Here is a 2146-nt window from a genome sequence, read left to right on the forward strand (position 1 = left end):
CATAGTGTAGATGACGGCATAGAAGAAAATCGAAAACGCCAGAATACCTGCAGCGAGAGCATTACTTGCCAGCCAGAGCAGAGCCACAGAAGCCAGCGACAACACCACGCCATAGATAAGGGCGCCATCGGCATCCATACGGGAGTCCGGAATGGGCCTCACCGAAGTCCGCTTCATGATCGCGTCAATATCGCGGTCATACCACATATTGATGGCACCGGCCGCCCCTGCCCCGACGCATATGCAAAGCATATCGATCAGACCGAGCGGGACCGAAGGCCATGTCGGTGCCACGGCCATGCCCGCCACACCTGTGAACACCACCAGCGAGATGACACGAGGCTTCAGCAGCGCAAGCCAGTCCTTGAGCGTCGCCCCTTGAAGGCGATCGAACCCCGGCTCGACATGCGGAAATGATTGTGAGGCACTCATGAAAGGTCGACTTTCGCAGGCTCACGCAATGGCATGATCAGTCTGACGCCCAGACAGGCAACGCAGCAGAGTGAGACCATCATGCCGGCCTCGCCGATATGACGCAGCATGGGCAGAAACGGGATCATGGCCAGCACCGCAATACCCATCGAGACAAGATGAAGGCGACCGAGCCAGAGTGGCGCAGCCATATCGCCCAGCTGGGCCTGCCAGCGATAATAGCAACCAAACAACGCAAACACCGCGCCAAACAGCATGGCGGAATGAAAGGCCTCCGGCCGCGCCGGGAACAGATAAAGCGCCCAACCCGCAGAGAGCAGGAGCAGCGCCGGAAAGCTCCAGGAGAGCGCATAGGTCATGGTGAAGCTGCGACGCCATAGGGAAGCGCAGATCAGCCCCATGATCCCGAAACACGGGAGGGCAACGCCTACCCCCAGAAGCCATGCCTCGGAAAGCCCCGGCACGATAACTCCATGCGCCCAGACCACCGATACACCCAGCGTCGGTACCGCCATAAGCAGTGGCAGAACGATCTTGGCACGGGTTGAATGGAAGGAAACGAGGTTTGCAATCGCCCCGAGGGCGAGTTGCATGACAAGGGCCAGCACGGGAACCTGGATACGACCGAGCCATACGCCAGCCACAATTTGCGCATCCCCGCCCGCCACGAGGTCATGGCACAGGCCAGCCAGCACAACAGGGACGATGACGACCAGGCCAAGTGACGCCAGGAGTTGTGACCAGGTAAAGGGCGACAGGTCACGGAAGCGTACAACGCGACACTCGAGACATTTGACGATGGTCGACAGCGCCAGCAACACAACACCAACCGACCAAAGCCCCATCGAGACGGCAAACAGGTCAGGTCGTGAAACACCGCCAAGCGCGCAGAGCGCCCCGAGGAACAGGACGACAAGAGCCACACGGTCAAAACGGACCATCAAGGACGGGAGGGATGTCAGCTCACCCGGCAGGATCAATCGTCCCATACCGCCAAGAAAAGCCGGTATCAGGACAAAAAGATCGAGCAGCAATCCATGGCCCAGCGCATGGGTTGGGCCGGTATTCTGGGAAACAAACCCGAGGAAACCACCTGCGAGACCGCAAAAAAGCGCCAGAGCAAGAAAAGCAGCACCATCGGCCCGCAGTGTCAGACCCTCGCGGCGTCTCGAAATCGGCAACTGTAACAAGACCCGTTCCTTATTCATTCCGTCCTGGGGGTCCTCATGCCATCAGCATCGGAAAGGGACCCTGAGATCAAGGCCAGTCTGGTATGATTTGTCGGGCACAAACGTGTCAGGCAACCAGGGCCGTCTCTTCCTTACTATCCTTCTCGAGCGGCAATGTCACGAGCGTAAACAGTCCCGCAGGCGGGACCGGCGTGATGGTTGCACGGCTCAGATCTTCAGGCGGCAGCAGGGATTCCATAGCAAAATCCGGGTGCCAGCCGAGCGATCGGGAGGCCCGGGCCATACCGCGTTCTACAGCCAGCCGGACGCCGCCCGTCGCAAGGAAATGATTGACGAACAGGATATGGCCGCCCGGCTTCACCACGCGCTTGAGCTCGCCCAGAAGACGACGTGGGCTTGGCACGACGGATGCGACGAACATCGCCACAGCAATATCAAAGCTTCCCGCCTCGAAAGTGGTCGCTTCAGCATCCATTTCCAGCAGATCATCGACATTGCCGAGCTGCTGGTTGATCACACGTTGA

The 2146-nt window shown here is 59.2% G+C and carries 3 protein-coding genes; all 3 read right to left on the bottom strand.

Translation table 11 applies throughout. The annotated features are described in order from the left end of the window. Positions 1-432: UbiA family prenyltransferase (locus P792_RS38655; RefSeq protein WP_035439660.1), on the bottom strand; the 432-nt coding region annotated here is incomplete at its 3' end. Then, the gene (locus P792_RS0118785) at positions 429-1622 is read right to left on the bottom strand and encodes a hypothetical protein (RefSeq protein WP_152530179.1); all 1194 of its coding nucleotides are present in this window, start codon (positions 1620-1622) and stop codon (positions 429-431) included. The genes P792_RS38655 and P792_RS0118785, both read right to left, overlap by 4 nt. Before the next feature lie 106 nt (positions 1623-1728). Continuing rightward, positions 1729-2146 (bottom strand): methyltransferase domain-containing protein (locus P792_RS38660; protein WP_023978467.1); only part of this gene is annotated, 418 nt, incomplete at its 5' end.

It is taken from the genome of Asaia sp. SF2.1 (assembly GCF_000505765.1).
Lineage (GTDB): Bacteria > Pseudomonadota > Alphaproteobacteria > Acetobacterales > Acetobacteraceae > Asaia > Asaia bogorensis.